This window comes from Ruegeria sp. CK1, assembly GCF_056536545.1.
In genome coordinates, this window is the sequence record NZ_JBQFPX010000001.1 from 1,005,539 (window position 1) to 1,029,973 (window position 24,435).

General features: G+C 55.4%; 18 protein-coding genes. 8 read left to right on the top strand and 10 right to left on the bottom strand.

Annotated elements, in window-relative coordinates:
- The first annotated feature begins 64 nt into the window (after window positions 1-64).
- The 3 genes from dctP (at window position 65) to ACR0L3_RS04860 (ending at window position 3,183) form a co-directional block, all read left to right on the top strand.
- Window positions 65-1,081 carry a TRAP transporter substrate-binding protein DctP gene (dctP, locus tag ACR0L3_RS04850; RefSeq protein ID WP_480744091.1) on the top strand — a complete coding sequence of 339 codons (1,017 nt, stop codon included), beginning with the start codon at window positions 65-67 and terminating at the stop codon, window positions 1,079-1,081.
- A 65-nt stretch (window positions 1,082-1,146) separates the two neighbouring features.
- Window positions 1,147-1,776 carry a TRAP transporter small permease subunit gene (locus ACR0L3_RS04855; RefSeq protein ID WP_480744093.1) on the top strand — a complete coding sequence of 210 codons (630 nt, stop codon included), beginning with the start codon at window positions 1,147-1,149 and terminating at the stop codon, window positions 1,774-1,776.
- Window positions 1,777-1,779: 3 nt separating this feature from the next.
- Window positions 1,780-3,183, top strand: coding sequence for a TRAP transporter large permease (locus ACR0L3_RS04860; RefSeq protein WP_480744094.1), 1,404 nt, complete (start codon window positions 1,780-1,782; stop codon window positions 3,181-3,183).
- Between the two features lie 141 nt (window positions 3,184-3,324).
- Here the strand turns inward: ACR0L3_RS04860 and ACR0L3_RS04865 are convergent, their stop codons facing one another.
- Genes ACR0L3_RS04865 through rocF form a run of 3 tightly spaced genes read right to left on the bottom strand, consistent with a single transcriptional unit; the run spans window position 3,325 to window position 6,215 of the window.
- On the bottom strand, window positions 3,325-4,365 hold the full coding sequence (locus ACR0L3_RS04865) for an ornithine cyclodeaminase (RefSeq protein WP_480744096.1): 1,041 nt from the start codon (window positions 4,363-4,365) through the stop codon (window positions 3,325-3,327).
- 9 nt (window positions 4,366-4,374) lie between these two features.
- Window positions 4,375-5,295, bottom strand: coding sequence for a citrulline utilization hydrolase CtlX (gene ctlX / locus ACR0L3_RS04870; protein ID WP_480744098.1), 921 nt, complete (start codon window positions 5,293-5,295; stop codon window positions 4,375-4,377).
- The gene (gene rocF / locus ACR0L3_RS04875) at window positions 5,295-6,215 is read right to left on the bottom strand and encodes an arginase (protein WP_480744100.1); all 921 of its coding nucleotides are present in this window, start codon (window positions 6,213-6,215) and stop codon (window positions 5,295-5,297) included. Before rocF ends, ctlX begins: the two co-directional genes overlap by 1 nt.
- An 86-nt stretch (window positions 6,216-6,301) precedes the next feature.
- Here rocF and ACR0L3_RS04880 point away from each other — a divergent pair, with 86 nt between their 5' ends.
- Window positions 6,302-6,730: an Lrp/AsnC family transcriptional regulator gene (locus tag ACR0L3_RS04880; protein ID WP_480744101.1), complete on the top strand. Its 429-nt coding sequence runs from the start codon at window positions 6,302-6,304 to the stop codon at window positions 6,728-6,730.
- A gap of 101 nt (window positions 6,731-6,831) precedes the next feature.
- Complete coding sequence (gene mprF / locus ACR0L3_RS04885; RefSeq protein WP_480744103.1) at window positions 6,832-9,441, top strand: bifunctional lysylphosphatidylglycerol flippase/synthetase MprF; 2,610 nt, start codon at window positions 6,832-6,834, stop codon at window positions 9,439-9,441.
- Window positions 9,442-9,444: 3 nt separating this feature from the next.
- Here mprF and ACR0L3_RS04890 read toward each other — a convergent pair whose 3' ends face one another.
- The 4 genes from ACR0L3_RS04890 to ACR0L3_RS04905 all read right to left on the bottom strand — a co-directional run bounded on the left by ACR0L3_RS04890 (window position 9,445) and on the right by ACR0L3_RS04905 (window position 13,621).
- Window positions 9,445-11,007 carry an efflux transporter outer membrane subunit gene (locus tag ACR0L3_RS04890; RefSeq protein ID WP_480744105.1) on the bottom strand — a complete coding sequence of 521 codons (1,563 nt, stop codon included), beginning with the start codon at window positions 11,005-11,007 and terminating at the stop codon, window positions 9,445-9,447.
- Between the two features lie 11 nt (window positions 11,008-11,018).
- Window positions 11,019-12,164: an HlyD family secretion protein gene (locus tag ACR0L3_RS04895; protein WP_480744106.1), complete on the bottom strand. Its 1,146-nt coding sequence runs from the start codon at window positions 12,162-12,164 to the stop codon at window positions 11,019-11,021.
- Between the two features lie 21 nt (window positions 12,165-12,185).
- Window positions 12,186-12,548: a DUF3302 domain-containing protein gene (locus ACR0L3_RS04900; protein ID WP_480744107.1), complete on the bottom strand. Its 363-nt coding sequence runs from the start codon at window positions 12,546-12,548 to the stop codon at window positions 12,186-12,188.
- Between the two features lie 311 nt (window positions 12,549-12,859).
- Window positions 12,860-13,621 (bottom strand): DeoR/GlpR family DNA-binding transcription regulator, encoded by a 762-nt coding sequence (locus tag ACR0L3_RS04905; protein WP_480744109.1) that lies wholly within the window; start codon window positions 13,619-13,621, stop codon window positions 12,860-12,862.
- Window positions 13,622-13,807: 186 nt separating this feature from the next.
- On the opposite strand from ACR0L3_RS04905, the gene glpD reads away from it, so the two are divergent.
- Window positions 13,808-15,394 (top strand): glycerol-3-phosphate dehydrogenase, encoded by a 1,587-nt coding sequence (gene glpD / locus ACR0L3_RS04910; RefSeq protein WP_480744110.1) that lies wholly within the window; start codon window positions 13,808-13,810, stop codon window positions 15,392-15,394.
- A 38-nt stretch (window positions 15,395-15,432) separates the two neighbouring features.
- Here the strand turns inward: glpD and ACR0L3_RS04915 are convergent, their stop codons facing one another.
- The 3 genes from ACR0L3_RS04915 to metG all read right to left on the bottom strand — a co-directional run bounded on the left by ACR0L3_RS04915 (window position 15,433) and on the right by metG (window position 21,712).
- A complete protein-coding gene (locus ACR0L3_RS04915) occupies window positions 15,433-18,570 on the bottom strand; it encodes an efflux RND transporter permease subunit (RefSeq protein ID WP_480744112.1) in 3,138 nt (1,045 codons plus the stop codon).
- Window positions 18,571-18,573: 3 nt separating this feature from the next.
- A complete protein-coding gene (locus ACR0L3_RS04920) occupies window positions 18,574-19,740 on the bottom strand; it encodes an efflux RND transporter periplasmic adaptor subunit (protein ID WP_480744113.1) in 1,167 nt (388 codons plus the stop codon).
- Between the two features lie 253 nt (window positions 19,741-19,993).
- Window positions 19,994-21,712, bottom strand: a complete 1,719-nt coding sequence (metG, locus tag ACR0L3_RS04925; protein ID WP_480744115.1) for a methionine--tRNA ligase — start codon at window positions 21,710-21,712, stop codon at window positions 19,994-19,996.
- A gap of 256 nt (window positions 21,713-21,968) precedes the next feature.
- On the opposite strand from metG, the gene ACR0L3_RS04930 reads away from it, so the two are divergent.
- The gene (locus tag ACR0L3_RS04930; protein WP_480744116.1) at window positions 21,969-22,685 is read left to right on the top strand and encodes an OB-fold-containig protein; all 717 of its coding nucleotides are present in this window, start codon (window positions 21,969-21,971) and stop codon (window positions 22,683-22,685) included.
- Window positions 22,686-22,731: 46 nt separating this feature from the next.
- The gene (locus ACR0L3_RS04935; RefSeq protein WP_480744118.1) at window positions 22,732-24,405 is read left to right on the top strand and encodes a flotillin family protein; all 1,674 of its coding nucleotides are present in this window, start codon (window positions 22,732-22,734) and stop codon (window positions 24,403-24,405) included.
- The last annotated feature ends 30 nt before the right edge of the window (window positions 24,406-24,435 follow it).

The following is a 24,435-nucleotide window of genomic DNA, read 5'->3' on the forward strand; positions in this document are numbered from 1 at the left end:
AGTGTTGGCGCTAGCTTTGCTCGCAAGCGCTTTGACAAAGGGCGCAAAAATGGGAGGAACCAGAATGAAAAAGATGTTGAGTGGCGCTGCCGTCGCCGCGTTAACTGTTGCATTCGTGTCCGAAGCTGCAGCGACAGAATGGAATGCCTCGGTTTGGGGCAAACGTCGTGCGTTTACCGAACACGTTGAGAAACTGGCGGAATTGGTGAGTGAGAAAACCAATGGCGATTTCACCATTAACGTTAGCTACGGCGGTCTGTCGAAGCCGAGGGAAAATCTTGACGGGATCGAGATCGGCGCATTCGAGATGGCTCAGTTTTGCGCGGGTTATCACCGCGACAAAAACCGCGCGATTACGGTGCTTGAACTACCCTTCCTTGGCGTGAATACGCTGGAAGAAGAAGTGGCTGTCAGCCATGCGGTTTATGATCACCCTGCCGTCAAAGATGAGATGGCCCAGTGGAACGCGCGCATTCTTATGACCTCGCCCATGCCGCAGTACAATCTTGTGGGTACTGGTGATCCACGCGATGAACTCTCCGAATTCGACGGAATGCGTGTACGGGCCACTGGTGGACTTGGACAAGCGTTTGAAGCAGTCGGTGGTGTGCCGACCTCTGTCCCTGCGACAGAAGCGTTCAACGCGATGGAGTCCGGCGTTGTAGACACGGTCGCGTTCGCCCAACACGCACATCTGTCCTTTGGCACGATTAACGAAGCCGACTGGTGGACTGCGAACCTGAACCCCGGCACAGTCAATTGTCCGGTGGTGGTAAACATCGAAGCCTATGAGGCCCTGCCGGCTGAACATCGTGAAGCACTGAACAGTTCAATTGACGAGGCGATTGACCACTATTTGGCCAATTATGGTGGACTTTTGGAACAGTGGGACGGGGTTCTGGATGAAAAAGGTGTCCAGAAAGTCGAGATCGACGAAGCCGTTTTGGAGGAGTTCCGTACAAAGGCAGCCGATCCAATCCGCGAGCAATGGATCGCGGACATGACCGCCCAGGGCCTTCCTGCTCAAGACCTCTATGATCTGGTTCAAACCACGCTGAAACAGCAGCGCGGCGGTAACTGATCGACTGATCCGGGTGCCGGATCAGGCGCCCGGACTCCAATCGTAAAAAACAGGGGACCACCGGAATGGCAGGACAGGCCACGGTGCTTGAAGACGGCAGCAGCCTTAGTCGGCTGGATCGCCATCTATTGAAGTTAGAGCAGTTTTTGGCCTTGATCAGCGGCCTGGCCGTTTTTGGACTGATGGTTCTGGCCGTAGTCTCGGTAAGCGGACGCAATGCGATTAACGCGCCTCTGCCTGGTTATGTAGACTGGATTGAACAAGCCATGCCCTTGATTGCATTCTTGGGCGTTTCCTATGTGCAACGCAGTGGCGGGCACATCCGAATGGATATCGTGATCGCTCGGTTGCACGGGCGGGCGTTGTGGCTGTTCGAGTTGATCTCGGTGATCCTGATCCTCGTGCTGATGCTGGCGCTAGTCTGGGGCAGTTGGGCCCACTTCGATCGATCTTTCGACTTTGGCGCCCCCTTGTGGAGCCGCGATAGCTCGATCGACATTGGTATCCCGCTTTGGCCAGCAAAGCTGTTGGCCCCAGTGGCATTTTCAGTTTTGAGCGCACGGCTCGTTTTGCAAATCTGGGGTTACGGACGTGCCCTGTTGCTTGGGTTAGAGCATCCGGTGGCTGTACCATTGATCCAAGATGCCGCCGCACAGGCTGCCGCTGAGGCGGAGCAATTCGAAGGGCAGGACTAGCGCATGGACACGATTGACATTGGCCTGTGGGTCACTGGTGGTCTGCTACTCTTGGTTGTCACTGGCATGCGTGTGGCGTTCGCGGCGGGTCTTGCCGGGCTAGTCGGACTTGTTTGGATTTTCTGGGCCAAGTTCGGCTATGACCCTGACCGTTTTGGCAAGGCGCTGACGGTTGCTGTCAAAACGGCTGGGCAGGTGCCGCATTCAAAAGTGGCCGCCCATACGCTCAGCCTGATCCCGACGTTTATCCTGATTGGTTACTTGGCCTATTATGCAGGTCTTACCCGCGCATTGTTCGAGGCGGCTAAACGCTGGGTGGCCTGGGTTCCAGGCGGATTAGCCGTGTCGACTGTATTCGCAACCGCAGGGTTCGCAGCTGTCTCAGGCGCGTCCGTTGCAACGTCCGCTGTATTTGCGCGTATTGCCATCCCCGAAATGCTGAAAGTCGGCTACAACAAGCAATTCGCGGCTGGGGTGGTCGCAGCTGGCGGCACGCTGGCCTCGTTAATCCCACCTTCGGCCATCCTTGTGATCTATGCGATTATCGTTGAGCAGGATGTAGGTAAGCTATTGCTTGCGGGGTTCATTCCAGGTGCATTCTCGGCGCTGATCTATGGTCTGCTGATCGTAGGTATCGCGGTGGTTTTCAAAACCGTTGGGCCTCCAGTTACGGGCTTTACTTGGAAACAACGATTTGCTGCCTTGCCGGGCGCATTCCCAATTGTAGCCGTGATCCTGATCATTATTTGTTTTGTATACAACCCGTTCGGCGAAACGGCTTGGGGGACCCCTACCGAAGGGGGGGCTATCGGTGCCTTCATAGTATTCTGCTTTGCACTGTTCCACGGCATGCGCTGGACCGAACTGAAATCGGCACTGCTGGAAACTGCGAAACTGACAGCAATGATCTTTTCGATTATCTGGGGTGTGCTGATTTATGTGCGCTTTTTGGGTTTCGCGGACTTGCCAGGTGCGTTTTCGGATTGGATCACGTCGTTGGAAATGTCTCCGATGCTGATCCTGATCTGCATCCTGCTGGCCTATGCGGTGTTGGGCATGTTCATGGATGCCATCGGCATGCTTTTGCTGACTCTGCCTGTAGTCTATCCAGCCGTCATGGCCCTGAATGGTGGTGAAACCGTCAGCGCTGCCGAAAGCGCCTTTGGGATGTCCGGTCCAATGTGCGCAATCTGGTTCGGTATTTTGGTCGTTAAAATGGCCGAGTTTTGCCTAATCACGCCCCCCATCGGCTTGAACTGTTTTGTTGTTGCCGGAGTGCGCCCAGATTTGAGCGTTCAGGATGTCTTCAAAGGTGTCACACCGTTCTTCATTGCGGACGGCGTAACCATAGCCCTGCTTGTCGCGTTCCCGGCCATTGTACTCTACTTGCCCTCGCTTGCTGGGTAAGCGGGAGAGTTTTGCGAGGCTCTGCCTCGCGCTCCGGGATATTTGTAGCCAGATGAAGCCGGGATCCAGTACTTCATCTGGCCCAAAATATCCCGGGGGAGGCGCCGAAGGCGGCGGGGGCAGGGCCCCCTTCTACGGACTTTACCCAGCTCGCATCAGCATTCCGAAAAGGTCACGCGGATCATCAGGGTCGGCCAGCATGTCGAGGGGTTCGAAGAATTCGGTGCCCTCAATGGCCGATTTGACGTAACGCAGGGCCGAAAAATCCTCGATTGCGAAACCCACGCTATCGAACAACGTGATCTGACGATCGTCGCTGCGTCCTTCGGCTTTGCCGGTCATGACCTGCCACATCTCAGTTACAGGGTGATCATCATCCAGTGCCTGAATTTCACCCTCGACCCTCGTTTGTTCAGGGTATTCGACAAAGATGTCTGACCGCAGAAGGATATCTCGGTGCAATTCTGTCTTACCGGGGCAGTCCCCGCCGATAGCGTTAATATGTACACCGGGTCCAACCATATTGTCCGTCAGGATCGTGGCATATTTTTTGTCCGCCGTGCACGTTGTGATGATGTGCGCGCCTTCGATGGCCTCTTCAGGGGTTGTGCAGGGTATGACTGTCAGACCTTTGCCTTGAAGGTTGGCAGCGCATTTCTTGGTCGCGTTGCTGTCAGTGTCGTAAAGACGCACGGTGGTAATGCCACACATCGCCTTGAAGGCCAGACACTGAAATTCAGATTGAGCGCCGTTACCGATCATGGCCATCACCGAAGACGACTTTGGAGCCAGATAGCTGCCCACCAGCGCCGAAGTTGCTGCCGTGCGTAGTGCCGTTAGCATCGTCATTTCGGTCAGAAGGGTAGGATAACCGGTATAAACATCGGCCAGCAGACCGAAAGCTGTGACAGTCTGCAGGCCTTCGGATGTGTTCTTGGGGTGGCCGTTAACGTATTTGAACCCGTAGGCCTCACCGTCGGACGTCGGCATCAATTCGATCACACCGTGCGGCGAATGCGCCGGTATACGCGGGGTTTTGTCGAAGCTTTCCCATCGTTTGAAGTCGGCTTCGATTTGGGCTGCGATCTGGGTGATCATCTTTTCGACGCCGACGTGATGCACCAAACGCATCATGTTATCGACGGACACAAAGGGCACAAGCGCCTTGTCAGAAGGTTGCATCGGGGTCTCCTATCGGCGGGACAGGTGGATGCCCGCGATCATGCAGCGCACGGATCCACCGGCAGTTTCAATTGTGGGAACCGAAAGCGGCAATGGGGTCGCACTGGCTTCGATTGTTGCGATTTGTTCAGGCGTCAGTGCAGCTAGCGCGCGGCTGGATAGGGCCAGTACCAAACCATCGCGACCGCTGAGTTCGATGGCGTTGCCTGCAAACTCGGCGATTTGTTCGTGGGTCAGGTCAATGACCGTACGACCGGATTCTTCCAGCCGCGCTTTGACTGTCGCACGCCGTTCGGGATCGGTAATCATGGACAGACAGATCAGCGCGTATTCGGTGCCGATACCCATCAGAACATTAGTGTGATACACGTCGCGCCCGTCGACGTCCTGTGCCTCGAACACGATGGGTTCATAGTTGAAGTGGGTGCAGAAACGCTCCAACAAAACGGGATCGGCGCGATTGGATTTAACCGTGTAGGCCACGCGGCCGACATGGTCCAGCACCATTGCTCCGGTACCTTCCAGCGCCAGCTTATCCTGTTCCAGTCCAGAATAATCGATCACATCTTGGACCCGATATTCTTGCTTGAGCATCTCGATAACATCGGCGCGGCGCTCGCGCCGGCGGGATGGGACGAACATGGGATAGACTGCCACATGACCGCCGGGATGGGTGGAAAACCAATTGTTCGGAAAAACACTGTCTGGCGTGTCGTGTTCACCATGGTCGTCGAAAACATGAACTCTCACACCAGCATCGCGCAATTGAGCGACCGCTGTGTCATGTTCTTCCCGCGCGTCAACGGACGTGGTCGCGGCCGTGCGATTGGACAGCGTTTGAAACGCATTGTCGTCGCGCGTTTCGGGGTTCGAGGCAAACGCGTGGGGCCGGATCATCACTACGGCCGGTGGGGCTTGCAAGGATTGCATTAGAAACTCCGGGTTGGGCGGTCAAAGATGCGACGGCCTAGAAGTGAGGCAGCCAGATCGACCATTAACTTGGCGGTACGTCCGCGTTCGTCGAGGAATGGGTTCAACTCGACCAGATCCAGCGAACAGACGAGACCACTTTCATGAAGAAGCTCCATCACCAGATGTGCTTCGCGTTCGGTTGCGCCACCGGGGACAGTTGTGCCCACGGCCGGGGCGATGGAGGGATCGAGGAAATCGACGTCCAATGAGACATGCAGGATACCGTTGGCGTCCCGTACGCGTTCCAGAAAAGCAATGAGAGGGGCTTTTATACCGTGCTCGTCAATGCTTCGCATGTCAGCAAGCATAGCGTGGTCTTGCTCAAGCCTCGCGCGCTCCGCTGGGTCGACCGAGCGCAAACCTATCATGCCGACGCGGTCTGTCGGAACAGGCGCAGGCACCGGGGGAAAAGCGTCAAAGCCGCGCTGGCCGGTGAAATACGCAACGGGTGTTCCATGCAAGTTTCCGCTGTCGGTACTTTCGGGCGTATGAAAATCGCTATGGGCGTCCAGCCAGAGCACGAATAGCGGGCGTTCAGCCTGTTGGGCGTGGGCCGCCATTCCCGCAACGGTGCCCATCGATAACGCGTGGTCACCTCCCATGAAGATCGGCAACCCTTTTGGGGCAGTTCTCTGGGCGGTTCGGTTGAGTGCGCTGGTCCAGCCGACGCATTCAGGCAAGGCGTACAGGTGTTCGTGCGGGGGCACATCAGTGTTGTCCGGGTGAATATCGCCAAAGTCGCTGACCCGGTGCCCAAGATCTTTCAATGCCCGATCCAGACCTGCGACCCGATAGGCGTCAGGGCCCATTCGACAGCCCTGCCGGCGCTTGCCAGCATCCATTGGGACGCCGACCAATATAACGTGTTTGTTGTCCATATGACTATTTAGTTCGTCATGGTGGCTTGCGAGAAGAGATCAAAATGCTCAAAAAGGAACTTCAAGTTACAGTCTGAGAAAAAATAATGGACGATTTGGATAACCGGCTATTGAACGCACTTCATCGTGACGCGCGGGCCTCGCTTTCCGAGCTGGCCGAAACGCTAGGAGTGACTCGCACCACCGTTCGCAGCCGGTTGCAGCGATTGAAGCAATCTGGTGAAATTGTGGGCTTCACCGTTCTTACGCGGCTGGATGTGGCGGAAAGCCCGGTGCGGGGTCTGATGATGCTGGAAATCGAAGGCCGCGGAACTGAACGCACGATGGCAAGGATAGCTGCACTGCGTCAGGTGCGTGCCGTTCATACAACCAATGGAAGTTGGGACCTGATCGCAGAGATTGGCACTGAAACTCTTGCTGAACTTGATGAGGTTCTGTTCCAGATACGGCGGATGGAAGGGATCACTCGCTCTGAAACGAATTTGCTGCTGTCCACACGTAAAGGGCGCGTTTAGTTCCTTGTAGTGCTTTGAGCATCAAGGAAATTGTGCCAAGGTTGCCCTGCGTTGCTGCCCGCGCGCGGGATTGCTACAAAGCCTCAGAGCAGGGGGAAACCATGATCACGCAGGAGACTGACAAAGAACTCTGGGCTGTGCGTCTTGCCGAGCGTGTGACAGGGTTTCTTGAAAAGCCCGCTGTTCGGATTGCGGTCCCTATTCTGGTCACGCTGATTGCGCTGGTTGTTCTGCACGAACTATCCCAACATGTGAAATGGGCAGATGTTCAGACGGATGTCGCGAACGTGTCCTGGAAGCTCATGTTCTTCGCCTTTTGCTGGACGTGTTTCAGCTTTCTGTCCCTTTCCATGTACGATGTGCTTGCCGTGCAAAGCGTCGCTAAGGGCGAGGTGCCATTGACCGTAGCCGGGATGGCAGGGGCCAGCGGTTACGCGGTATCGAACTGTCTGGGCTTTTCCTACATCACCGGAACTGCGATCCGCTATCGTATCTACGCGTCGCTAGGGCTGGATCTGAGCCGGGTTGCCGGCGTTATTGCGACATCCTGGATCGCGTTCTGGTCAGGTCTGGTTTTTCTGCTGGGTATTTTATTCACGCTGCACCCAGATGGCATTTCAAAGCTTTTGCCGATCAGTGACACCACTGAAACCATCATCGGGCTTTGCTTGATTGCGGGTTTGGTCACTTTATTCTTCTGGCTTGCGAGAGGTGGGCGCAAGCTGACCTATGGCGGGTTTGGGTTTAACTTGCCCGGCGGAAAGCTGGCGGGTTTGCTGACGGTGGCCGCGGTCGGAGATTTGGTCGGCGCGTCGATGGTGCTGTATACGCTTTTGCCCAACGATCTTGGGGTGGGGTATCCCTATTTTTTCACGATTTTTATTGGTGCTATTGCAGTCGGCATACTCAGCCACGCACCAGGAGGCATCGGCGCCTTTGAAGCGACGCTGATCGCTGGCCTTGGGGCCTCTGGCCGGTCCGACGTGATCGCGGCGTTGCTTCTATATCGGTTGGTATATACCTTCCTGCCGTTTGTAATTGCCAGCTTGTCGATCGCGGTTGCCTCAGCGTTGACCCATCGCCATCACATCAGCGGCGCGGCCACGTGGGTCTATCGCGCGATCCGGCCAATCGTCCCGATGGTCGCAGCAGGTGTAACAGCGGTAGCCGGTATCATTTTGTTGGTCTCCGGTGCGTTACCGTCCAGCAGCCAGAGCCTTGGCGCTCTGCGGGATTTTCTACCTCTGTCCTTTGTTGAGGCGTCACATTTGGCCGGTAGCGCGGTTGGTGTGCTGTTGATTCTGGTCTCACGCGGTTTGTTCCGAAAACTCTACCGCGCGTGGATTGTGGCAATGCTACTGATGGTAGCCGGGTTCGTTGCGTCGCTGACCAAGGGTTTGGATACGCATGAGGCCATCGGCATGTTGGCGTCCATTGCTGTACTGGCCACCTTTCGAGGGGCGTTTTACCGTGTTAGCGGAGCGTCAATCTTTCGCCTGAATATTCCTTGGTTGGTGAGTGTCGTCGCTTTGCTGGCGGTGATCTTCTGGATTGGGCTGTTCGCTTATTCGCATGTGGAATATCAAAATGCGCTGTGGTGGGATTTTGCCTGGAACGGCGACGCATCGCGTTTCCTTCGGTCAAGCCTGGTGGTGGCGGTCATTCTTGGTGTCGTGGCCGTAAATTCTCTGTTCGGGCGAGAAATACCCGAGCCTGTGCGCACTGAAATCCCACCAGTTGTGGAACGTCTGGCATTGGAAAGCGAAGATACCGAGGCTCAGATTTCTTTGACCGGGGATAAGCAATTCCTGATCGCACCGGATGAAAGCGCATTTCTTGCCTATGCAGACACCGGAAATGCGTTGATCAGCAAAGGCGAACCTGTGGGTGATGAGAAATCTGGGCAGCAATTGATCTGGCAGCTGCGCGAAATGGCGGATCGTGAGGGCAAGCTCTGTGCGTTTTACAGCGTGTCCACTAAGTACTTGCCAACTTTTTTGGATTTGGGTCTGTCGATATTGAAGATCGGCGAGGTCGCACGCGTGCCGCTGAAAGACTTTTCTCTGGATGGCAAGTCCCGCAAACGGTTCCGACAAGCCAAGAACCGAGCTGAACGCGAGGGCTATGTTTTTGAGATCATCCCGAAAGAAGAACTGGCCCCAGTTTTGCCTGAACTGCGCAAAGTATCGGATGACTGGCTTGAGAATAAGGCGGGCGAGGAAAAGGGCTTTGCGCTGGGTGGGTTCGACGACGAGTACTTATCCTACTTCGATCACGCTGTGCTGCGGAAGGGCGACACAGGTAAGATCGTCGCCTTCGCTAACCTGCTCCAAGGCGGGCATAAATCCGAATTGTCATTGGACCTGATGCGGTATGAACCCGACAGCCCCAGCTTTGTCATGGACGCGCTGTTTGCCGAGATGATGTCCTGGGGGGCAGAGCAGGGGTTCCATTGGTTCTCTTTGGGTGCTGCGCCGTTTTCGGGGATCGAGAACCGGCAATTGGCCTCGTTCTGGAACCGCGTCGGTGGCTTTGTCTATGAGCACGGTGAGCAGTTCTATCACTTCGAAGGGTTGCGGTCGTTCAAGCAGAAATTCGATCCGGAATGGAGCCCGAACTATCTTGCCAGCCCTGGCGGGTTGGCGGCACCCAGGATTTTGTACGAGGTGAATGTTCTGGTGTCCGGTGGTTTGCGAGGACTAACGAAATAGGGGTTAGTTCAGGCTGGCCTGCGTCGGAGTTTCCTGCAGAAGGTCGCCCCAATCGGTGCGATATGCCATCTCGGCCAGAACGGTTTCGGGTAGGAACTCCTGAGTTTGACGGATCTGCCAGCCTCCACCAAGTCCCTTGTAAACCGCAACCAGATTGCTGGACACCTGTTGGCGCGCTTCAATCAGATTGGCCTGAGAGCTTAGCAGTGCAGTTTGCGTGTTGAGGATGCGAGAATAGTCGGCAATGCCATCGCGGTACTGATCCACTGCAATTTCGGCTGCTTTACGCGAAGCGGTAACGCTGTTTTCGTAGAACCCAACCTGCTTGCGTGATTGGGAATAGGCAACCATCGCGCTTTCAACCTCGGAATATGCGGTCAGGACGGTGTTCTGATAATTGGCGATCAGCGCCTGATATGCAGCGTCCTGTGCGCGTACGTTGTTCTTGATCCGGCCGTAATTCAATACGTTCCAGACGACGCCGGCACTGGCCAACCCTGTGTTGCTGTTCGAACTGAAAAGATCGCGCCCACCCGAGGCTTGCAACCCAATGGACCCAGACAGAATGAATTGAGGGTACAGGTCGGCCATCGCGATCCCGACCTCAGCCGATTGAGTGGCGGCTGCCAATTCGGCCGCACGTACATCTGGGCGGCGGCGCAGCAGTTCGGCGGGTACGCCCACCGCAACATTGGACCGCGCCGAAGGAATGCGTCCGGAGTTACCCAACAGGCTGGTCATGCGCGACGGAGTAGCGCCCAGTAGAACGGCCAGCGCATTCTTAGCCTGCTGTAGGTCACTTTCAATTTCCGGCACCAGAGCTTTAGTGTTGTTCAGCAGGGCGGTAGATTCCTGAACGTCCAGTTCGGTCGTCACGCCGTTGTTGAAGCGCAACTGCGTGAGATCGGCCGCTTCCTGCTGCAGTTGAATGTTCTCGCGCGCCACGGCCAACGATTCCTGTAGGGCGCGGATATTCACGTACAGTGCCGCAACATCGCCGGTCAGCGTCACCAACGCGTCGTCATAATTAGCTACTTGCAGCGCCAAGTTTGAGCGCGCCGCTTGCACACCGCGACGTTGCTGGCCCCAAACGTCAAGTTCCCATTGCGCGTCAAACCCGACTTGAGATGTGGAAAACTCTGTGTCCAATGGAATGATCCGCTGGATATCAGAAATCGGCCCCAGATTGTCGCTGATCTGCCGCCGTTGCAGCGACCCCCCAATGGCCTGCGACTGCGGATAAAGCTCTCCGAAAGCGATGCCAAGCTGCGCACGGGCCTGCAGCACCCGGGCACCGGCCACTTGGAGGTCGAGGTTTTGGGCATAAGCCTCGGCGACCAGCTTGTTCAAAGTGGGGTCGTTAAATGTCTCCCACCATTTAACCACCGGAGCACTGCGCGAGGTCAGCCCACTTGGACCAGCACTGGGGCTATTGATTTCGATCCATTCCTTAACAACCGGAGAGTTCGGTCGTACAAAATCCGGGCCAACCGGCGCGCATCCCACCAGCAGCGCCGTGCATAGGGCAGTGCCGATCAGTCTGCGATGAAGTCTGGCCCGGGTCATGTTGCGCGTCCTTAAATGTCCAGTGGTCGGATGAAGTTGGCGAAAGAATAGAGGCGGATATTGATGCGCCGCAGGAACTCAAAGCTTTTGCCCTGTCCCGTGTAAATCGCCACCGCAGCGTGGCCACCGGCTGGGAAGGTGTGCCCTTCAGGGATATCAACTGAAATTTGCACCGCGATGCGACCGGGCAGTTTCGGTAGCTCAAAACCAGGCAGGCGACCCGATGGCAGGTATTGGCCCTGACGGGTTGCCCACCAGATCGCCTCAACCTTGCCGGTCAAAATTTCACCAGGATAAAGGTCAAGCGCCACCTCAACTTCTTGTCCGGGTTCGACGAATTTTAGGTTTTGTTGACGGTAAGTGGCCAGAATGTAGGGGTTATCCTTCGTTACAAAGCTTGCAATTGCACCCAGCCGGATTTCACCCACAACCAGACCAGGACGCGCTTGTTGCGAGACAATCATTCCGTCTTCGGGCGCGTATATTGTTGTGTTATCTAGAAAATACTGGGCCTTTTCCAACTGCGCCTGTGCTTGAAGGATACCGGTATTCACACCGTCAATCTGAGAATCCAGCGCCAGTTGTGCCTTTTCTAGATTTGCCTCGGCTTCTTTGATCTGGGCCTGGTCTTCGGTGACTTGTTCGTTCCAGCGGTCAAGTTCATCCTGACGCGCACCGCCTGCTGGCACGAGGTTTTCGTAGCGCGCTTGCTGGGTCAATGCATATGCCAGTTGTGCATTGGCGCGTTCGATATTTTCGGCGGCGACAATCACGTCCTGTTCAAGGATTTTGGCGTTCTGCTCGGCGGCGACCAATTGCGCCGCAGCCTCTTCAACCTCAAGTGCGAATACGGTGTCGTCAAAGCGATAGAGGGGATCGCCCTTTTTGACCTCGGTATTGGGTTCAACCAGAACTTCGGTCAGTAGGGTCGGTTGCGTCAATCTAGGTACGATTTGGATGGTCGAGCGAACCACATGGCTGTCGATCGAAAAGGGCTGGAAAAACCGTAATGCCACCAAGAAGACCAACAGCAGATGCGCGCCAACCCAAAAGGTGACAATGCCCCAAGTTATACTGAATTTTAGCCATTTCGCTTTGAAGAAAATGAACCAGACGAAAATGATGTAGAACAGCGTAATGCCGAGGGCGACAAACATATTCTGTGACTTCCTTTGGCCTTAGCTTTTCTGAGTCTCGTCAGGATCAAGCGGGTCTTGGTATTCTTCATTTAGTGTTCCGCCTAACCGCTTAATTTCCTTGCGAACCGCGTCGCGCTCATCGTCCGGCATGCGGCGGATATCTACGGTGGCGCTGTCGTGGAACGCCCAAATAAAGGCGTGGACCCAAGGAACGATGGCCAGAAACCCCATCCATCCCATAATTTTAACGGATTCTGCATGGGGGTGATTGCGCTTTATTGCGATACGCCCCGGCAATCCCATAAGAAACAGAAAAAGCCCCATCACTGCGGCCAACAGCAAAATGAGCGCCAAAAATGTAAGGTAGTCGTAATAGCCTAGCGGCTGCCCCAGTAGTTTCATGCTCGTGCCCCCTGTTTGGAAGGTTGCTTCATCCTCAGTTGTTGGTGCCCTGTTCGTCAATCAATTTATGGTCGTTGGCCGGTTTCGTTAATTTTTCGCCAATACACACAATTATCCTGAGTCCCCGCTACAGTTGTCAGTCTGCAAGATTCCAGTCGCCGCTGTGGAATTTAGCGGTGTTTTCTAACGTGCTGTAGTTGCCCCAATCTCTTTGCACACATCACTAACTCTTTAGAATGAGTGTGTCAGGGGAATGCTCGTCTGGCAAGAACTTGGATCCAAGATTCCCGTTTGGTGCGAACTACTTGGTGTTAACTGGACAGATTCACCTGAGTATCCCATTCAGAACATTTACGAGCCAATTCTTCTGGCAGGGTGTGATCAGTATAAAACACGTCCACTTCGGCCAACGACGCAATCCGCGCTGGCGCGGTACGCTGGAACTTGGATTGGTCGGCAACTAGGAATGTCTGGCGCGCCTGAGCAATAATAGTCTGGCTGACGCGCACTTCTTGAAAATCAAAATCCAGAAGATCACCTTCGGTATCCAAAGCCGAGCAGCCGATGATGGCATAGTCAAACTTGAACTGTTCGATGGTCGAGATGGTCAGGTTTCCAACCAAGCCCCCATCTGAACGGCGCAGGACACCACCTGCCACAACGATCTGACAGTCAGTGTTTTCGACCAGAATGTTGGCGACGTTCATGTTGTTCGTCACCACCATTAGATCCTTGTGGTTCAACAATTGCCGGGCAACTGCTTCTGTCGAAGTGCCGATGTTCAGGAATATGAATGCGCCGTCAGGGATATCTTGCGCGCAGATCTGTGCGATGCGCATTTTTGCATCGGCGTTCAGGGCTCTGCGGTCCTCGTAGCCAATATTGGACACGCCAGAGCGTAGTACAGCGCCACCATGTACTCGGTCCAACTTGCCCATGTCCGCCAGCTCCGACAGGTCACGGCGAATGGTCTGAACAGTTACTTCAAACCGAGAAGCCAGATCTTCAACCATCACGCGGCCATCTTGTTTGGCGATGTTCAGAATATCGGATTGACGAAAGGAAAGGGACACGGCTCGCTCCAATTGAGTATGTTCGGTTTTGTTCTTTTTACGACCAAATGCAACCAACGGCTCTGTCTTTAGAATATTTTGAATAATAGTGCGGCAAAACGAATATAAACGAAAATCAACATTGACGAAACGAGGGTAAACTCGATTAATAAGCGCGCGTTTTCCACCACAGGGAATCATCCATACATGGAACAGACAAACGAACAGGTCTTGGACCTTTTCATCATCGGCGGTGGTATCAACGGATGCGGCATCGCGCGCGACGCCGCGGGACGCGGGCTTTCGGTGGCGTTGGCTGAAATGAACGATTTGGCTTCGGCGACTTCGTCAGCCTCGACCAAACTGTTCCACGGGGGGCTACGATATCTTGAGTTCTTTGAGTTTCGTCTTGTACGAGAGGCTTTGATCGAGCGCGAAACCTTATTGCGGGCAATGCCGCATATCAGCTGGCCCATGCGATTTGTGTTGCCATATCATGCTGACATGAGGTTTGACTCGGAGACGCCGACTTCGCGTTTGCTGAGCACGATAATGCCCTGGATGAAGGGTAGGCGTCCGGCTTGGCTTATCCGTTTAGGGTTGTTCATGTACGATCACTTGGGCGGACGAAAAATTCTGCCTGGTACATCTTCGTTGAACCTAAAGACGGCTCCCGAAGGGCGGCCTTTGCAGGATAAATTCGAAACCGCTTACGAGTATTCCGACTGCTGGATCGAGGATTCGCGTTTGGTAGTTCTGAACGCGCGCGACGCAGAGGCGCGGGGCGCACAGATCATGGTTCGAACCGAAGTTCTGACTGCCGAGCGTGTCGATGATCTGTGGGCAGTAACGGTTCGTGACCGCGATAGCGGTGCAACACGCGTGATCAAAGCAAAAATGCTGGTCAACGCTGGTGGCCCTTGGGTGGGGGACATTATCCAAACGAAAATTCGCGTGAACTCTCGCGAAGGTGTCCGATTGGTGCGCGGCAGCCATATCGTGACCCGCAGGCTGTTTGATCACGACAAATGCTATTTCTTCCAAGGCGAGGATGGGCGCATCATCTTTGCCATCCCGTATGAGCGGGATTTCACACTAATCGGCACCACGGATCAGGATCATCCAGATCCGTCTGAAACTCCGGTTTGTACCGAGGCAGAACAGGATTATCTGTGTGCGTTTGCGACAAAGTATTTCAAGTCGCCGGTGACGCGAGAAGACATCGTTTGGACTTATTCCGGTGTTCGACCGCTTTACGATGATGGGGCCAGCAGCGCGACTGCCGCGACGCGGGACTACACGTTGAAGGTGGACGCACAGGGTGGCGCACCGGTTCTGAACGTTTTTGGCGGAAAAATCACCACATACCGACGGCTGGCAGAAAGTGCTCTGGAGAAAATATCCGAGCATTTCTCAGACCTACCGGGACCTTGGACTGCGGGCGTCTACTTACCGGGCGGTGACTTCTCGGTCGATGGAGTGAAGGATTTGGTCGCTGGATTGGAAGCTGACTATGCCTTTCTCGATCACGTGTGGGCAGAACGCCTCGTCCGTGCCTATGGCACCGAAGCGCGCACGATTCTGGGCGAAGCCTCAACCGCCGAAGACTTGGGCGAAGACTTTGGCGCCACTTTGACCGCGCGGGAATTGGCGTGGCTGATGGACAAGGAATTTGCACGTAGTGCCGAGGATGCGGTTTGGCGGCGAAACAAACTGGGCCTGCGATTGAGCGCTGAACAAATTTCGCGAATCCAAGACTGGATGGATCAACGTCGCGCTCAAGCTGCTGCCTAAGAAAAAGCCCCGCCGCTCTGGCGGGGCTAACGTTTAAATTAAGCGGCTTCTTCGGGTGATCCGGGGTCGTTCTTTGTGCCTTTAATCCATTCCCGAAGGCTCTGCATCAGAGCGTAAAGGACTGGAACAAGGATCACACCAACCAGCGTTGCAGCAAGCATTCCGCCAAAGACTGCAACACCGATGGCCCTCTGGCTGGCTGCGCCTGCGCCACTGGCAGCCAACAACGGTACAACACCCAGCAGGAAGGATAAGGCTGTCATCATCACCGCGCGGAAACGTTGGAAGGCGGCCTCAGCAGCGGCGTCCTTGATCGACAGCCCCTTGGCCCTTTGTTCCATCGCAAACTCGACAATCAGAATGCCGTTCTTTGAAGCCAGACCCACAAGCATGATCATACCGATCTGGGTATAGAGGTTGATGTCACTACCCACGATTGCAACAGCGGCAACCGCACCGAACAGGGCGACAATCACCGAGAGCAGGATCGATACCGGCAGTGACCAGCTTTCGTATTGCCCGACAAGGAACAGATACCCAAACAGGATTGCCAGCCCGAGGATAACAATCACCAGACCGCCCGACGCCAATTGCTGTTGAGCAGTCCCGGTCCATTCGAACGCGTAGCCGGGGGGTAGGGCGGTAGCCGATTCCTCTGTCATCACAGTGATCGCATCACCGGTCGACAACCCGGTTGCCGGGACTGCGGTTACGGTGGCCGATCGGAACAGGTTGTGTCGTTTCAGCAGAACCGGGCCAAGTACGTTTTCGACGTCAATCAGCGTGCCCAGTGGCACCATCTCACCCTGTTGTGAGCGGACATAGAGGTTCGAGATATCGTCGACATTGTCGCGATAGCTACCATCCGCCTGAATCATCACGCGATAAACGCGACCGAATAGATTGAAGTCGTTGACGTAGTAGGACCCCAGTTGCGCTTGCATAGTCTGGAAAACTTCTGCCACGGAAACGTCCAGCGTCTTGGCCTTCTCGCGGTCTAAGTCAACGAATAACTGCGGAACGTTCGCTCGGAAGGTCGTATAGGCTTGTCCGATCTCCGGCCTCTGGTTGGCAGCATAGACAAACGATCCCACGGCTGAGGCCAGGTCTTGCGGCGTACCTCCGCCAGTTTGCTGAACTTCCATCTCGACGCCGGCCGAGTTGCCAAGACCCTGAATAGGCGGCGGGTTGAATGCCACGATCGAGGCTGCGGACTCGCCATACGCAATGGCCAGAACCTTTTGTAGAATGGCATCTGCGCTCAGATCATCTTCCTGACGCTCATCCCAATTGTCGAGGTTCACGAAGATCGCAGCGCCGTTTGTCGTGGTGCCATTCAGGATTGAAAAGCCGTTGATCAGAACGGTACTCGCCACACCGGGAATCTGTTGGATTTGCTCGTCGACACGTGCCGAGACAACCTCGGTGCGCTCCAGCGTCGCTGCATCGGGAAGTTGGATGTCAACAAACAGATACCCGTTATCTTCAAGCGGCAGGAACCCGCTGGACGTATTTGACATGATCGTGCCGGTGCCCATGGCCAACGCAACGATCATACCGAGGCCAACAACCGGCAGGATCAGCAGTTTGCGAACAATTGCCACATAACCGCTGCGCACTGTTCCGATGAACCGCTCGAAAACGGCCAGCAAACCCTTGGGCGGACCTGAGCGTGCTTTCAAAACAAGGCCGCACAACGCTGGCGACAAGGTCAACGCGTTGATGGATGAGATCACAACCGCGGTTGAGATCGTCACGGCGAACTGCGAATACAGTCGCCCAGAGATACCGGGCATGAAGGTCACCGGCACGAACACAGCCAGCAGAACCAGCGTAGTCGCAATAACAGGCCCGGTGATCTGCCCCATGGCTTTGCGGGTTGCTTCGGCAGGGGGCAGTCCTTCGTCTGCAATGATCCGTTCGACATTCTCGACCACAACGATGGCGTCATCCACCACGATCCCAATCGCCAGAACCAACGCGAAAAGCGAAATGGTGTTCAGCGACATGCCGAACAAAAGCAGGAAGGCAAATGTCCCAATCAGTGAAACTGGGATCGCTACCGCTGGAATGATCGTTGCGCGCCAACTTCCAAGGAAGACGAACACAACTGAAATCACCAGAATGAAGGTCAGGATAAGGGTTGTGACCACGTCATTGAGCGACTGTTGGACGAAATCAGTCGTGTTGAATGGAACTTGATATTCAACATCATTCGGGAATGTGCGTGACAGGCGATCCAACTCGGCCTGAACGCGCTCGGACACCGCCAGAGCGTTCGCACCGGGGGCTTGATAGATACCGATGACGGTCGCAGGAACGCTTTCGAAATAGCCTGAGGCTGCATAGTATTCAGCACCCAGTTCTACACGTGCAATATCCTTTACGCGTACGATCGAACCCGCGTCGCCTGTACGTATTACGATGTCGCCGAATTCCGCTGCCGAGGTCAAACGACCTTTGGTTTTGATTGTGTACTGAAAAGTCTGCCCTTCAGGAACAGGAGGTGCACCAATCGAGCCCGCGGATACTTCGACGTTCTGTTCGCGAATGGCTCCGATCACGTCACCCGGCGTGATGGACAAGGCGGCCATCTGGTCTGGGTCCATCCAGATCCTCATGGCGTATTCCAGATTGGTCAGAACGTCGGCTTTACCGACACCCTGAACGCGCGCAAGCGCATCTTTCAGGTTGATCGAGGCGTAGTTCGACAAAAACACACTATCGTAAGTGCCGTTGGGTGAAGTCAGCGTTACCAGCAGCAGCATATTGGTTGATGCCTTCTGCGTGACAACGCCAGAAGACGTCACCTCGGCTGGTAGCGAAGACATCGCTTGCGCCACTCGGTTCTGCACGTTTACCGAAGCGATATCGGGGTCGGTTCCGACTTCGAAGGTAACGTTTAATGAATAAGAGCCGTTATCCGATGAGGTGGACGTCATATAGATCATGTCGTCCACACCGTTTACTTGTGCCTCAATAGGAGCCGCTACGGTGTTTTCCACGGTTTCGGCATTCGCACCGGTGTAAGTGGTCGTTACGCTGACAACAGGTGGCGTTATGTCCGGGAATTGGGCCACTGGAAGAACCAGATAACCGATCCCGCCCATGATGGTCAGGACAAGCGAAATAACAAGCGCCAGCTTTGGCCGGCTGATGAACAGGGCTGAGAACATCGATTATTCTCCCGGCTGCTCAGTCGCCACAACGGCGTCGACAGCAACGCCAGGGCGGACCCTTTGCAGGCCCTCGACTATGACGCTTTCCCCTTCACGAAGACCGTCCTTGACGATCACTGCTGTGCCTTCGTTGTCACCGGTGGTGATATAGCGCTGCTCAACCATCTGCTGGTCGTTGACGACCAAGACAAACTCGCCGCGCTGATCGCGCTGCAACGCGGCCTGCGGGATCAGAACCTCGAGCGTGGGTTGCAGTGCTTCAATTTGAACGCTCAGGAAAGCTCCGTCGACGATCAGCCGATTAGCGTTTGGAAACTCGGCTCGCATCCGAATGGCGCCGGTCAAAGGGTCGATACGGTTGTCGACAAACACGATTTTACCGGTTTCATCCAGTTCCGAGCCATTCGGCAAAGTGATGTGCACGTTTGGACTTTTTTCGCTTTCGGCAAGGGATGAAGGATTTTCGCCAACTGCTTCAAGAACCGAGGTAAATTGCTTTTCGTTCACCGAGAAGTTCACATAGATGGGTGCTTCGCTGACGATATTGACCAGCGGAGGGTTGGTCGGCCCCACCACATCTCCGACGCTGATTGCAACCCGACCGATACGGCCATCAAAGGGTGCGTGAATTTCGGTATAGCTAAGGTCCAACTCAGCTTGTTGTATTGCGGCTTGGGCGGCTTTCACCTCAGCTTCCGCCACCAGTTCGTTGGCCCGCGCGATATCGCGCTCGGATTCCGGTGTGGCGTCGCGTCTGTAAAGTTCTTCTTTCCGCGCCAAGTCGACTTTTGCCAGTTCCAAATTGGCTTGAGCCCGGTCTAGGTCAGCGTTTCGGGATTGAAGCGTCGCCTCATACAAATCGGGTTCGATGGTAAACAGCACGTCACCCTGTTTAACCAGTGCACCGTCTTCTACATTTTGACTTTCAAGAAACCCGCTAACGCGCGCTACGATATCTGCCTTGTCCAAGGCCTCAGCGCGCCCGATAAAGACGGCCTCTTCGGTGATTTCTTCGGTATAAGCAGCAGCAATCGACACCTTTGGTGGTGGGGCTTCACTTTGGTCCTGCGCGGCCGCGGCATGTGCCATGCTCAGACAGACCAAACCGGCAAGCACTCGGGTTGATCTACCGAAGCGGAATAGAGAGTTCTTCAATTCAAGGGACATGGCGGGCGCCTCGTTAATACTAAAGATTTCGCGTTGGGGCAGGACGTTGCCCCGACGAGTCGACGGAATTCTTGATCAGGATGGCCGTTTTGAGAGTTCACCTCAAGCTTCTTGAGTGTGCTGGCTCTCCAAGAACCTCGGAAATTTGCTCGTTACTGGGCCGACTTAGACCAACACGCCTGCGAAAAAGTGTTGAGAAACGAAAACGGGGGCCAAGTGGCCCCCGTTTCCTGTTTCCAGTTTATTCGGCAGATCAATCGCGCAAACCTGCGAAACGCGTCTGCCAGTCCTCGCGCTGTTCGTCGGTAATTTTGGCGAACAATACATCAGGGACGGTAAACTCATGACCGGCTGATAGGGCGTCCAGCGCTGCTGCGACGTCGTCTGGCCAGCCGGTGTCCAAGGTGTTCATCGCGCTCAGCATCTTTGCCGAGGTTTCTGGGATGAAGGGGGCGCTGAGTACGGCATACAGACGGATCAGGTTCAGACCCAGACGCACCTGAGCAGCGGCTTTTTCGGGATCTTCCTTAAATGTCGACCACGGCGCAGCCGCCTGCAGGTACTCGTTGCCCGCAACCCAGATCGCGCGCAGTTCCTGAGCGGACTTGCGAACTTCCATCGCCTCCATATGCCCTTCGTAGGCGCGGACGCGTTTGGTGAGTTCTGAGATCAAGGTGAGTTCACGCTCGCCATAGCTGCCGCCTTCGGGAACAGCCTCGCCAAATTTTGAGCGGCAGAATTTGGTGATCCGGCTGACAAAGTTGCCCAATACGTCGGCGAGGTCCTTGTTCACCGATTGTTGGAAGTTCTCCCAGGTGAACTCGCTGTCGCTGCTTTCGGGGGCATGGCTCAGCAGCCACCAGCGCCAGTAATCGGCGGGCAGGATTTCCAACGCCTGATCCATGAAGACGCCACGACCCTGAGAGGTCGAGAACTGGCCGCCGTCATAGTTCAGATAATTGAATGATTTCAGGTGGTCGACCATCTTCCACGGCTCGCCCGAGCCCAGAATGGTGGCCGGGAAGCTGAGGGTGTGAAAGGGCACGTTGTCCTTGCCCATAAACTGAACATAGCGAACGTCGTCGGCGCCTTTATCGGTACGCCACCAACGCTCCCAATCGGCGTCAGTCTTGCCGTTCGCATCGGCCCACTCCTTAGCGCAGGCGATGTATTCAATCGGCGCGTCAAACCAGACGTAGAAGACTTTGCCCTCCATGCCGGGCCAATCTTGATCGCCTTTCTTGACTGGAACGCCCCAATCCAGATCGCGGGTGATACCGCGATCCTGTAGGCCATCGCCATCATGCAACCACTTCTTGGCGATGGACGTGGTTAGGATAGGCCAGTCGGTCTTGCTGTCGATCCACGCATCCAATTGATCTTTCATCGCCGACTGGCGCAGATACAGGTGCTTGGTTTCGCGCACCTCAAGATCGGTAGAACCCGAGATAGCCGAGCGTGGCTCGATCAGGTCGGTCGGGTCCAACTGCTTGGTGCAGTTTTCGCACTGGTCACCGCGCGCGCGTTCATAGCCGCAGTTGGGGCAGGTGCCCTCGATATAGCGGTCGGGAAGAAAGCGGCCATCGGCATTGGAATAAACCTGTTTTTCCGTGACCTCACGGATCAGCCCGGCCTCGTCCAATTTACCTGCAAAATGCTGGGTCAGCTTTTTGTTTTGTTCGCTTGAGGAACGGCCAAAGTGATCAAAGCTGAGGCCAAAGCGATTTGCTATACCCGCCTGAACGTCATACATCTCGGCGCAGTATTCAGCTACGGGCTTGCCTGCTTTGGCGGCAGCAAGCTCGGCTGGTGTGCCATGTTCATCCGTGGCGCACAAAAACATGACCTCGTTCCCCCGGCCACGCTGGTAGCGCGCGTACAGATCGGCAGGCAATTGCGAGCCGATCAGGTTGCCGAGGTGCTTGATCCCGTTAATGTAGGGGATCGCTGAGGTGATGAGAATCCGAGCCATGTTCCGTATCCGCGTGTCTGTCTGCGCGCCCGTCTACCTTATGTAACCGGCCAGCAAAAGCCCGGGTTTCGCGCGGATGTCATTTTAAGCACGTACGTTCGTCAAAATAGGGCGCGCGACATGTTGTGGATTGAACAAGTCTCGGATGTGGCACTACCCATAGGTTGTAAATCAGAATCATAACCTCTTGAATTTTCGTAATGCGTACCCATCTAATCAGTATACAAAAGTATACAATAACGAGGGCAATCTGCTGATGTTTGACTTTTTACTAGAGGGTGCATTTGTGCCCTTTACCTTGGCGCTTGCGCTTCTGTTCGGTCTTCTGGGCCTTGAACTGATCGCGCTGGTTCTGGGTGGAAGTCTGCTGGCAGGTGAGGCCGACGCCGATCTGGACATAGTTGATGCCCCGGATCTGGACATCGGCGATTTTGAACTGGATATCGACGCGGATGTGGATCTGGGCGAATTCGAACTGGCCGAGGTCGAGGTGGACGCGCCCGGTGCGGCCCCTGCGGGACCATTGGCGTGGCTTGGTATCGGCAAAGTGCCGTTCATGATCTGGATCGCGGTTCTGCTGGCAGGATTTGGCCTCAGTGGTATGGGTCTGCAACTGGCGCTGCGTGATCTTCTGGGTTTTGACCTGCCAAGTTGGATGGTAGCAATTCCGGCCGGAGCCTTTGGGATATGGTTCGCGCGCGGCTTTGGCACTGTATTCGCTCGCCTGTTACCTAAAACAGAAAGCGAAGCTATGTCCGAACGGATGCTGGCCCGCCGTCGGGGAGTGATCACGCAAGGCACTGCGTCACGAGGCCGTCCGGCCGAGGTTCGCGTGACTGATCGCTATGGAAACTCGCACTACCTGCGCGCTGAACCGCTGCAGGACAAGGATGCGCTAAAGCAAGGAACCGAGGTTCTGGTGCTGCGCGACCGACGACGAAACCAGTTCGTTCTGGTCGGACTGTCGGAATAACCGAAAACACTAACCAATTTTCAAACCCCAATCCGGAGGATTTTGCATGGAGCTTACATTCCTGGCCGTCACAGTTGTGACTATTCTAGCGGTACTACTCTTCATAGGTCTTGTGCTCGGCAGGCTTTACCGCCGCGCGACCCGAGAGATCAGTCTGGTGAAAACTGGAGCTGGCGGTAAAAAGGTCATTATGGATGGTGGCGTCATTATCGTACCGCTGTTGCACGAGGTCAGCCCCGTCAACATGAAGACCCTGCGCCTTGAAGTGCAGCGCAGCGGTGAGGCAGCTCTGATTACCAAAGACCGGATGCGCGTGGACGTGGGCGTCGAGTTCTATGTCTCGGTTATGGCTACCGAAGAGGGTATCGCTCGAGCAGCTCAAACGCTGGGTGATCGCACCTTCGATGTCGAGCAATTGCGCGAGATGATCGAAGGTAAACTGATCGACGGTCTGCGCGCCGTTGCCGCTCAGATGACGATGGACGGCCTGCATGAAAATCGCGCTGACTTTGTACAAGAGGTGCAGAACGCTGTGTCTGAAGATCTGCTAAAGAACGGCCTTTCGCTGGAATCCGTCTCGTTGACCGCGCTGGACCAGACGCCATTTGAAGCTCTGGACGAGAACAACGCGTTTAACGCTGTTGGTATGCGCAAGCTGGCTGAGGTTATTGCGACCTCAAAGAAAGAACGCGCGCAGATTGATGCGGACGCTGAGGTCGAGGTGCGTCGTGCTGCAATGGAAGCGCAGCGTCAGAAGCTGTTGATCGAAAAGGATGAAGAGCAAGCGCGCATCGAGCAGACGCAACAGGTCGAAACGTTGCGTGTGGCGCAAGAGGCAGAGATTGCTGCCCGGACCGAGGACTCGGTCCGTGAAACCGAACGCGCCCGTATCGCACGTGAGGAAGCCATCCGCGCCGCGGACATTGAGCGCGAACGGAAAATCCGCGAGGCCGAAATTTCGAAGGAGCGTGAACTGGAAGTTGCTGAACAGGAGCGTCAGATCATCATCGCGCAGAAATCCGAAGAGGAAAGCCGCGCCCGAGCGTCCGCTGACCTAGCTCGGGCTGAGGCGACAAAGGCGACCGAAGCCGTGGCAACCGCCCGTGAAGTGGCCGAGGCCGAGCGTCAGAAGCAAATCGCGCTGATCGAAGCCACCCGAGAGGCTGAGCGTCAGGCAACCGCGATCCGTCTGGCCGCACAGGCCGAGAAAGAGGCAGCTGCCGACCGTGCCGAAGCGCGTCGTGAAGAAGCCCAGGCAGAGGCGGATGCACTGAATATTCGGGCCGAGGCCAAGAAGAACGACATGCTGGCCGAAGCCGAAGGTAAGCGTGCGATTGTCGAGGCCGACAACGCCCTGTCTGCGGAACAGATCCGTATGAAGGTCGATATGGCGCGGATTGAAACCATGCCGTCGATCATCTCGGAAATGGTTAAGCCGGCCGAAAAGATCGACTCGATCAAAATCCACCAGGTTGGCGGGATCGGTGCTGCCAATGGCGGTGGTGTTGCCAATGGTGACAAGCCAGTGGTCAATCAGGCGCTGGATTCGATAATGGGCATGGCCGTTCAAATGCCCGCGCTGAAAAAGCTGGGCGAGGAACTGGGCCTGTCGATGGAGAATGGCGTTGGGGGTGTCGTCAACGGCGCGCTGGAACCGACGTCAGAGCCCGTGGGCACCGTTGAGGTGCTAGAGGAAGAAACATCTCCCACGCAGCAATAAATTAAAGGGCCGGGGTTTCCCGGCCCCTTT

Bases quoted from the DNA above. Each gene is read 5' to 3' on its own strand.
- dctP (WP_480744091.1), top strand. From the start codon at position 65: ATGAAAAAGATGTTGAGTGGCGCTGCCGTCGCCGCGTTAACTGTTGCA.
- ACR0L3_RS04855 (WP_480744093.1), top strand. From the start codon at position 1,147: ATGGCAGGACAGGCCACGGTGCTTGAAGACGGCAGCAGCCTTAGTCGG.
- ACR0L3_RS04860 (WP_480744094.1), top strand. From the start codon at position 1,780: ATGGACACGATTGACATTGGCCTGTGGGTCACTGGTGGTCTGCTACTC.
- ACR0L3_RS04865 (WP_480744096.1), bottom strand. From the start codon at position 4,365: ATGCAACCTTCTGACAAGGCGCTTGTGCCCTTTGTGTCCGTCGATAAC.
- ctlX (WP_480744098.1), bottom strand. From the start codon at position 5,295: ATGCAATCCTTGCAAGCCCCACCGGCCGTAGTGATGATCCGGCCCCAC.
- rocF (WP_480744100.1), bottom strand. From the start codon at position 6,215: ATGGACAACAAACACGTTATATTGGTCGGCGTCCCAATGGATGCTGGC.
- ACR0L3_RS04880 (WP_480744101.1), top strand. From the start codon at position 6,302: ATGGACGATTTGGATAACCGGCTATTGAACGCACTTCATCGTGACGCG.
- mprF (WP_480744103.1), top strand. From the start codon at position 6,832: ATGATCACGCAGGAGACTGACAAAGAACTCTGGGCTGTGCGTCTTGCC.
- ACR0L3_RS04890 (WP_480744105.1), bottom strand. From the start codon at position 11,007: ATGACCCGGGCCAGACTTCATCGCAGACTGATCGGCACTGCCCTATGC.
- ACR0L3_RS04895 (WP_480744106.1), bottom strand. From the start codon at position 12,164: ATGTTTGTCGCCCTCGGCATTACGCTGTTCTACATCATTTTCGTCTGG.
- ACR0L3_RS04900 (WP_480744107.1), bottom strand. From the start codon at position 12,548: ATGAAACTACTGGGGCAGCCGCTAGGCTATTACGACTACCTTACATTT.
- glpD (WP_480744110.1), top strand. From the start codon at position 13,808: ATGGAACAGACAAACGAACAGGTCTTGGACCTTTTCATCATCGGCGGT.
- ACR0L3_RS04915 (WP_480744112.1), bottom strand. From the start codon at position 18,570: ATGTTCTCAGCCCTGTTCATCAGCCGGCCAAAGCTGGCGCTTGTTATT.
- ACR0L3_RS04920 (WP_480744113.1), bottom strand. From the start codon at position 19,740: ATGTCCCTTGAATTGAAGAACTCTCTATTCCGCTTCGGTAGATCAACC.
- metG (WP_480744115.1), bottom strand. From the start codon at position 21,712: ATGGCTCGGATTCTCATCACCTCAGCGATCCCCTACATTAACGGGATC.
- ACR0L3_RS04930 (WP_480744116.1), top strand. From the start codon at position 21,969: ATGTTTGACTTTTTACTAGAGGGTGCATTTGTGCCCTTTACCTTGGCG.
- ACR0L3_RS04935 (WP_480744118.1), top strand. From the start codon at position 22,732: ATGGAGCTTACATTCCTGGCCGTCACAGTTGTGACTATTCTAGCGGTA.